Origin of the sequence: Desulfofundulus thermobenzoicus (genome assembly GCF_009428905.1) — a bacterium.
Lineage (GTDB): Bacteria > Bacillota > Desulfotomaculia > Desulfotomaculales > Desulfovirgulaceae > Desulfofundulus_A > Desulfofundulus_A thermobenzoicus.
In genome coordinates, this window is sequence record NZ_WHYR01000081.1 from 1 (window position 1) to 9,056 (window position 9,056).

The following is a 9,056-nucleotide window of genomic DNA, read 5'->3' on the forward strand; positions in this document are numbered from 1 at the left end:
ACGCTGACCACGGTCACTTCCCCTTTGGTTTTCTCCTTGATGCGCAGGGCTTCTTCCACGGCAAATTCGTCGTAGGGGTTCATGATCAGGCTGACCCCTTCTCTATTGATTTTGCCCTGATTATCAATGGTGATCTTGGCCTCGGTGTCAAAGGTTTGTTTGGTAAAGACCACTACTTTCATATTGCCCCTCCTCGTAATTGCCACTTGGACAACAGCAATACAAATAGATTCCGATTAGTTTGTTGCAAACCATTAATATTTTACATTTGTTATTTTAGCCACAGGACGATCGCCATTCCGAACAATTGTGATCGGATATATAAATTTAGCATCATCTCTCCCGGGAAAATCCTGACGGAAATGGCTGCCACGGCTCTCCTGACGCAGCAGGGCGGCCATTGCCATTAGTTCTCCCGCTCTTAAAAGGCTCATCAGTTCCCAGAGGCCCTTTCGTGGACCGGCGGATGGCGCTTTTTGTATTTCCCCACGCAAATTGTGGATCACACCGATAAACTCCTTGAGCCCTGCTTCGTTCCGCCTGACAAGAAGTTTTTGCTGGGCCTCGCTCTGCAACTTTATCTTTAATGCCTTTATATCCACACGGCGACCAATCCCGTTAAAAATTTCGTCCCTGCTCTTTTTAAACAAGCTTTCAGAGATAGATATATAATTTTTGTTCATCGCCTCCTGGGCAGCAAAACGGCCGGCCCGGGCGCCAAACACCTGACACGTTACCATCATATTGCCACCCAGACGGTCGGCGCCATGCGGCCCTCCCGCCACCTCTCCTGCAGCATAAAGTCCGGCTACTGTCGTCTGGCAGCGTTCGTTGATTTTCAGACCGCCGTTAACGGCATGACCAAAACAGGCGATTTGGACGGGTTTTTCAAGAACATCCACACCTTTTCCCTGCAGGTAATCCCTGGTGATCGGCCACATCTTCCGAAAATCATCTCCCGGGGGCAATGTATCCAGATAACTATCCGTAAGTCCGGTCAGATCCAGAAAAACGCCGCCTTCCCCGGTACCGCGCCCCTCCACAATCTCGGCCTGAACGGCAACCTCCAGGTAACGGGATAAATCGGAAGAACTGAAGGGAAAATGGCGGGCGTGGGCATCCATTACTTCTGTTACGGCAACCCCCCCCGGCAGGTATTTCCCCAAAAAATGTTCACCAAGGGCATTGGTAAGAGGAGGATGAGCCGACCAGATCCAGGCGTTTAAAATATTCACCACCGGGTGGACGATTCCAAAGCCGGCCTGCATAAATTCCATATTCACCAGTTCTGCCCCGGCCTCATAGCCAAGGGTATAGCCATCGCCACAGATATCCGGCGGGTTTAAGTTCCGGGCAAAGAGTTGCCCGGCCCCTCCGGTGGCCAGGATCACCGCACCGGCAGGGATGGCCCGGTAATCCCCTGCAGGATCAATAATTCCGGCGCCTATGCACTCCCCATCATGAACGAAAAGGTTCGTCACCAGGCAATTTTCATATACCTGGATGTTGCTGTATTTCCTGATCCTGGCCACCAGGGCTTTTATAATCGGTTCCCCGTGTCCCTTAATTACATGCGTACGGGGACGGGTGGAAAAACAGCTGAGAAATTCCAGATATCCATCCCTATCCTTTTCAAAGGGGACACCCCATTCCTGCAGAGTTTTCAATACCTGGGGTGCTTCTTCGGCGACAATTCTGGCGAGCACAGGATCTGCCATGCCCTGCCCGGCGTTTATGATATCCTTATAATGTTCTTCGGGCGAATCGAGGGGATCTACCTGACCGTCGGCCACGTTGAATCCCGCCATTTCTGCCACCTTATAGGCTGTGGCCCCACTCTCCCCGAGGACGCCCTTCAGGACCATAACCACCTGCACGCCGGCCTCGGCCGCCTCCAGCGCGGCGCGGCAAGCCGCGCCGCCGCCGCCAACAACTAATACAGTGTGCCTGGAAGTAAGTCGCATAAACCATGCATCCTCTCTATATTTCCAAACCCATTGGTTCCGGTCTGAATAAACGAGGGTCCATGAGCTTTAAATCAGGGGCAACCCGTACCGGAATGGTTAATTTATCAAGAACGTCCTTTTTAACGTCGACCCCGGGGGCAATTTCAACAATTTCTAATCCGTCATCTATCAATTTGAAAACAGCCCTTTCTGTTACATAAATCACGTCTTTTTTCTTTTGACGCATCATCTTTCCGCTATATGTTATATATTCTATTTTGTTGGTAAACTTATTAAATCTTCCTTCTTGAAGAATTTTAAGCTTGCCGTCCTCAATATCAACCTTTAAACCACCTGCGGTAAAGTATCCACAAAATACTACTTTAGGCACATTATTAACAATATTGATAAAGCCACCACAACCCGGTATCAGCAGTCCCAGTTTGCTGACGTTGACACTCCCGTCGGCGTCAGCCTCGCCAAAGGCCAGACAGGCCAGATCGAAACCACCTCCATCAATGAAATCCATTTGCGCACAGGAATCTATAATGCACTGGGGGTTGGCCGACGCACCGAACTGCAGGCCGTTCACCGGCAAACCACCCCACGACCCCTGTTCGATAATAAAGCTTACCCTGTCCACAAAACCTTCCTCCACAGCAATCCTGGGTATATTCCCCGGAATGCCGAAACCCAGGTTTATAATCATGCCTTTCTTAAATTCCATTGCTGCCCGCCGGGCAATTACCTTGTCCGCAGAAAAGGGCATGAGTTCAAAACGATCTAGCGGTTGCCGTACTTCACCGGAAAGCCAGGGATCATACATGGTTTGGGTACCCTGCATCTGGTTGGGATCAATCACTACGGCGTCCACAAGCATACCTGGAACCTTGACGGCATGAGGGTTCATACTTCCATTCTGTGTTACTCTTTTTACCTGAGCGATTACTTTTCCACCGTTATTCTTTGCTGCCATGACCTGGGCCAGAATCCCCAGGGTACCGGGTTCATGTTCGAAAGTAAGGTTTCCGTTTTCATCAGCTGTGGTAGCCCTGATAATGGCGACATCAATAGGTACCGGTTTATACCATAACCATTCCCTTCCGCCCAGCTCTACCACCTCAACCAGATCCTCCGTGGTAATACTATTCAATTTCCCCCCTTGAAGTCGCGGATCCACAAATGTACCTAACCCAACCTCGGTAAAGGTGCCGGGTTTTTTCGCCGCCGTATCCCTCAACATATGCATCATGGTTCCCAGGGGCAGGTTGTAAGCCTCAACCTCATTGTTCAATACCATCTGTGCAATTTTATTGCCACTACCGTCCGAACGTCCTAAAACATATGACCCACCGATTAACCTTTTAATTAATCCCTTATGGGCCAGGTGATCCAGTCCGGGCAGACTGATCCGGTCACCGATGGCGATGGGGAAAAACACGGTAAGGTTTCGAGGCGCTCCCGTTGCCAAAAATCGCTTCTCAATAGCAGCCAGCATAGCCTCAGGTACCATCATCCCCGCGGATGCACAGGCAGTAATGGTATCACCGTCTTTAATTAACCTGGCAGCCTCTTCAAAACTGATTACTTTACCCACTGTCATTCCCTCCAGTTGCTTTATTATATTTTATCAGTCATAAATCACCCGCCAACTGCTGTTGGAACCAATAGTCTGGGCAGAAAAAGGATAATATCAGGCAGGAAGATCAATATGGCGATAACTCCCAACATCACCAGATAGAAAGGAACAAGAGTTCTAAGCACATTGATTACAGGAACCTTTCCAATACCGGCGCTGAGCAAAAGAGTCAAACCGTACGGAGGTGTTAAAAAACCAAAACAAAGCACAACTGTAACAAGCACGCCAACATGAATGGGGTTAAGCCCCGCTTCAGCTGTTAGTTGCTGTACAATGGGAAGAAAAATGACAATAGCCGGAATTGCGTCCATAAAAGTTCCAAGGATCAAATAAAGAATTGTAATAAAGATTAACGTTGCATATTTACTACCAACAACAGGTCCAGCTATGTCCAGAATTAAATCAGGGACCTGCAGATAGGCCATAATATAAGCAAAAGCACCAGATCCTGCAACAGCCAGCAATGGATTGGCCAATGATACTAATGTCTTTTTGAAAGCATCCGATGAAATGCGCATATTCAAGGTGCGATAAATAAAGATTGATATTAACAGTGAATAAACTGCTGCTACCATAGCGCTTTCTGTAGCTGTAAAAATCCCGCCAACTATCCCCAAAACAATGATAAATGGGACAATTAAAGCCCAGATGCTACCTGCAAAACTAGAAAAGATTTGAGCCAAATTAGATCTGGGACTGGTGGGGAAATTATGGGCAGTTGCCCAAAAATAGATAGTAATCATCAAGGTTATCCCGACAATTATGCCCGGAATTGCACCGCCCAAAAATAAGCCCGCTATGGAAACGCCGCCATAAGCGCCGTATACAACCATAATGATACTGGGCGGAATAATAGGTCCCATGGTAGCAGCTGAAGCATTTATCGCAACAGCCATTTCGCCGGGATAGCCCTCTTTTTTCATGGCCGGAATCATAATGCTTCCCAGTGCAGCTGCATCAGCAGTACCGGAACCAGAAATACCGGCCATTATCATATTCGAAAAAACGGTCACATGTCCCAGACCACCACGTATATGCCCCACCACACTGCGAGCAAAGGCAACCAAACGCTCGGTGATGGAACCCTGATCCATAATTTCCCCCACCAGGAGAAACAACGGCACGGCCAGTAACGTATAACTGTCAACAACTGTAAACATATTCTGCACAATCACCAGAGGGGGTATGCCATCCAGCAGACCGGTAATCAACGCTGAAAGAGCCAACGACATGGCTATAGGAACACCTAAAAGGCATAAGCCAAAAAAGCTGATAAAAAGAACAGCAATTAAAGACACTCAGATCATCCTTTCTTAGCACTGGCCCATGCTCTGATCGATTCTACCAGGTAATAGAGCATGAAAATACCGGCCAGCGGGATAGAAATTGCCGAATAGAAAATAGGTATTCCGGAGGGCATGGCAACCCGTTCCAGACCCATTAAAGCAAACTGGTATCCATAAAAAATTAAGATGATGATGAAAACAGCCTGGCAAATGAAAACAAAAGGTTTTAAAAAATTAATATGTGAAAGGATTTCGATTCGATAATGGGTTCCCCGGCGCAAGCCGATTGCCGCACCAAAAAATATTGTCCACATAAAAGCAAACCTCGCCACATCCTGCAACCAGACTATAGGACGACCCGATTCCCGCATAACCACATCCAAGAAAATAACAGCTAAAAAGAAAGCGAGCAAAAGACTTCCTACCACCAATTGCACTTTTTCCAGGGTGTTGCCCAAAGCAGTTAACTTGTTTACAGCTTGCTCTTCCCGATGATTCAATACATTACTTTCCATTTTATTCTCCATTCATAACTTCCTCCTACAAAAAACAGGGTCATTGAAGGGTGGCATCACCACCCTTCAAGTAACAAATTAATAACCGTATCAATTTTGCTATCTTATTTTCCTAATTCGCGGATTCGTGCAAGAACATCTTCTGCTCCAAGTTCCTTGGCTATTTTATCATGCAATGGCGCCACTTTTTCACGAAAAGGAGCCAAATCTACTTTTATATCTTTTACACCGTGTTTGCTGGTCAGCTCTTCTATGGCCTTTTTGTCATTCTCAAGTTGTTTATCCTGGCCGTACTTTGCCATTTCAGCACCAGTTTGCATAATTATTTGTCTTATATCTTCAGGCAATTTATCCCATGTTTTATTAGAAATCCAAACTTCCGACATCATCCATTCATGCTGTGTTTCAATAAAGTATGGGGCAACTTCATAGTGTTTTGCTGTCAGGTAAGATGAAGGAGTATTTTCAGCAGCCTCCACAAGATTGGTCTGCAGTGCGGTATAGACCTCATTAAAGGGTACAGTGGTAGGTTTGGTCCCAAGCGCTTCCCAAACAGCTGTTTCTATTGGCGAGGACATCACCCGCACTTTCATTCCCTGAACATCTTGAATACTTTTTACTTCATGAGTTGAATAGAGACTGCGTACACCATTTGGCAGAAAAGTTACCAGTTTGAATCCCAAATTTTTATCCGATACCATTTTATCATACTTATCAATAATCATAGGGTCTGTCGCTACTTTATATAAATGTTCAGCGCTATTAAATAAGTATGAAGCACTCAGCAGCCCCATTTGTGGTACATGGCTGGATGCGTTAGATGTTGATGTTATACAGAAATCAAGATAAATTCACTTTCTTAATTCGCAAATATTTTATATAATTGCTTAACTCCTTCTGCCCGTTGATTAACTTCGGCTATCCGTTTTTTTTCGCTTGATCATCAATGTTTTTATCCCTTCCTGTACAATCGTATCATCCTGCTTTATGATCTGAACTAAAATCTTTACGATACCGCGGTCGGATTTGCTGCGGCTGGGCCTTTTATCCAGCACTTTTACTTTTGCATGAATTGTATCGTTTAAAAATATAGGAGCTCTGAATTGCCATGATTCAATACCCAGAAAGGCAATCCCGGTCCCTTCAAGCAACCCCAATCTGAACAGTAGACCATGGGATACCGCCAGTCCCAGAAGACCATGAACGATTCGTTCCCCAAACTGACTATCTTTCATGTACTCTTTACTGGTGTGCAATTCATTATAATCACCACTCATAGCAGCAAACATAACAACATCGGTTTCCGTCATTGTCCTGCTGGGCGTTATCCATTCCTCTCCTACCGTCCACTCGTCAAAGTATTTTCCGGTCATGTCACCCTCCAAGCTTTAATTGCAATATACATCTCTTTTCTAGCGGCGACTGTTCAATGTCTCTAATGATGTAAATCGCCTTTGAACGCAAGTCCTAATAATGTAAATACTTGGGTGGTCTTTTTTCTAAAAAGGCATTAATACCTTCCCTCATGTCCCGTGTTATGAATACCTTTTCATATTCTTCTACTTCCAGCGCTTGCCCCCTGGTCGGATTAAGAGCGCCCTCATTCACACATCGTTTGATTGCCTTCAGCGATTGCCACGGCAGGTTAAGGAGCTGTTCGACCCATAGGGAAACCTCCTGATCCAGGCATTCTTCCGGGACAACCTTGTTCACCAGTCCCAGTCTTTCCGCTTCTTTGGCTGTGATCTGGTTCCCCAACAACAATAATTCCTTTGCCTTGCTGACTCCAATCAGGCGCAACAATCTTTGGGTTCCACCGGAACAGGGGAATCCACCCACCTTGACTTCTGGAAAACCAAAAACGGCACCCTCGGAAGCAATGCGCAAATCACAGGGCATCATCAATTCGCACCCGCCGCCAAGTACATAACCGCGCAAGACGGCTATGGTTACCTGAGGCAATGATTCCAGAAGGTCATGAAGCTTTTGTTCAAAAACAACCTTGGCCCTGCCACCAGCCACACCCCGGTCCAGGGGAAATTCACGTAAATTTGACCCCACGGAAAAGGCCTTAGAACCTTTCCCTTTGAGTATAAGCACCCTTACTTCGCCATTATCCCTGACCTTTTCGAATAAACCCATCAGCTCTACCCGAATGGCTTCATCCAAAATATTTAAGGGAGGATTGTCAATAACTATTGTAGCTACAGATTGATTTTGTTCATATTTTACCCCCAAACCAAACAACTCCTTAATCAGATTTCAGTTCACCAAAATCATTCCAGAAGTATTTACTTCATCTCATTACCAAGAAGCAAAATGATTAAATCACCAAAAACAAAAGTTCATAACCCAATCTTTTGCTGTTCAAGTCTAACCGGTGCAGGTACGGCGCCATCCCACTGACTCTGACCTCCAATAATTTATCGCAATTAAGGACAACGCCGCGCCTATGTAGTAAACACCGGTTTTAGTGAAGGTTTACCAATCTTTTTAATAGTTCACCCTCACAGGTATTTTAGTAGCAGGTAAAAACTAAGGTTGCAACTACTACCGCTGCACTCTTCCCGAACCGTCGCCACCGGCCAGAGCTTCCACCTCATCCACAGCAACCATATTAAAATCACCGGGTATAGTGTGCTTTAGGCAGGAGGCGGCCACGGCAAACTCAATGGCTTCCTGGGGCTGTTTGCCGCTTAACAGGGCGTAAATCAAACCGCCGCCGAAGGAATCGCCGCCTCCCACCCGGTCCACAATGTGGATGTCGTATTTGCGAGATTTATAATATTCCTTTCCGTCGTAAAGAAGGGCGGACCATCCATTATCCGAGGCAGAACGGCTTTCCCTTAGAGTAATGGCCACATATTTAAACCCGAAACGTTCCACCAGCTGCCGGGCCACATCTTTATAGCCGGCATCGCTTAAAGCACCCTTAGTAATATCCGTATCGGCGGCTTTAATACCAAACACCTTTTCGGCGTCTTCTTCATTGGCAATGCACAAATCCACATACTGCACCAACCGGGACATTACCTGATTGGCTTTTTCCGTTGTCCACAGCTTTTTCCGGTAATTCAGATCACAACTTACCGTTAAACCCATCCCTTTGGCGGTTTTTGCTGCCTGCAATGTTATTTCGGCCACCGCATCGCTTAAAGCAGGAGTAATACCCGTGAAGTGAAACCACCGGGCTCCGGCAAGGATTTCCGGCCAGTTGAAATCTTCCGGTTTGGCTTCCGCAATAGCCGAATGGGCCCGGTCATAGACCACTTTAGACGGTCTTTGCGAAGCGCCGCTTTCCAGAAAATATATGCCCAGCCGGTCGCCGCCGCGGGCAATGAAACCGGTGTTTACACCAAAACGGCGCAGGTGGTTAACAGCACTTTGGCCGATGGGATTGGCGGGTACTTTGGTGACAAAGTAGGAATCAAGTCCGAAGTTGGCCAGGGATACGGCGACGTTTGCTTCTCCGCCGCCGTATGTTGTCGATTCTCAAAATAAACCGGAAAAAATTGTCACATTAAATTAGGTCGGCCAGCCACGAAAACCAAAGAAATTATCACTTTAAAAAGGTAAACCCAAATACAATTCTCAAATAACGTTGGCAAACAAAAAGCCGGGCTGCCTCATTTTTCAGGCACCCCGACCAATTGTTCCAGTTAAAGCAGCC

At 46.5% G+C, this 9,056-nt stretch carries 7 protein-coding genes and 2 pseudogenes; all 9 read right to left on the reverse strand.

What is annotated here, in order from left to right:
• Positions 1-182: pseudogene (locus GFC01_RS17185) on the reverse strand (electron transfer flavoprotein subunit beta); the annotation flags it as partial.
• Positions 183-254: 72 nt separating this feature from the next.
• Entirely contained in the window at positions 255-1,964 is a 1,710-nt protein-coding gene (locus GFC01_RS17190) for an FAD-binding protein (protein ID WP_152948379.1), read from the reverse strand.
• A 16-nt stretch (positions 1,965-1,980) separates the two neighbouring features.
• The gene (locus GFC01_RS17195) at positions 1,981-3,543 is read right to left on the reverse strand and encodes an acyl CoA:acetate/3-ketoacid CoA transferase (RefSeq protein WP_423244411.1); all 1,563 of its coding nucleotides are present in this window, start codon (positions 3,541-3,543) and stop codon (positions 1,981-1,983) included.
• Positions 3,544-3,587: 44 nt separating this feature from the next.
• A complete protein-coding gene (locus GFC01_RS17200; protein ID WP_152948381.1) occupies positions 3,588-4,883 on the reverse strand; it encodes a TRAP transporter large permease subunit in 1,296 nt (431 codons plus the stop codon).
• Between the two features lie 5 nt (positions 4,884-4,888).
• Positions 4,889-5,398, reverse strand: coding sequence for a TRAP transporter small permease (locus GFC01_RS17205; protein WP_152948382.1), 510 nt, complete (start codon positions 5,396-5,398; stop codon positions 4,889-4,891).
• 92 nt (positions 5,399-5,490) lie between these two features.
• On the reverse strand, positions 5,491-6,237 hold the full coding sequence (locus GFC01_RS17210; protein WP_341474078.1) for a TRAP transporter substrate-binding protein: 747 nt from the start codon (positions 6,235-6,237) through the stop codon (positions 5,491-5,493).
• Between the two features lie 57 nt (positions 6,238-6,294).
• Complete coding sequence (locus tag GFC01_RS17215; RefSeq protein WP_152948384.1) at positions 6,295-6,759, reverse strand: MaoC/PaaZ C-terminal domain-containing protein; 465 nt, start codon at positions 6,757-6,759, stop codon at positions 6,295-6,297.
• A 94-nt stretch (positions 6,760-6,853) separates the two neighbouring features.
• Positions 6,854-7,633 (reverse strand): enoyl-CoA hydratase/isomerase family protein, encoded by a 780-nt coding sequence (locus tag GFC01_RS17220; protein WP_194175020.1) that lies wholly within the window; start codon positions 7,631-7,633, stop codon positions 6,854-6,856.
• Between the two features lie 303 nt (positions 7,634-7,936).
• Positions 7,937-8,869: pseudogene (locus tag GFC01_RS17225) on the reverse strand (PfkB family carbohydrate kinase); the annotation flags it as partial.
• Positions 8,870-9,056: the final 187 nt, after the last annotated feature.

Bases quoted from the DNA above. Each gene is read 5' to 3' on its own strand.
- GFC01_RS17215 (WP_152948384.1), bottom strand. From the start codon at position 6,759: ATGACCGGAAAATACTTTGACGAGTGGACGGTAGGAGAGGAATGGATA.
- GFC01_RS17205 (WP_152948382.1), bottom strand. From the start codon at position 5,398: ATGGAGAATAAAATGGAAAGTAATGTATTGAATCATCGGGAAGAGCAA.
- GFC01_RS17190 (WP_152948379.1), bottom strand. From the start codon at position 1,964: ATGCGACTTACTTCCAGGCACACTGTATTAGTTGTTGGCGGCGGCGGC.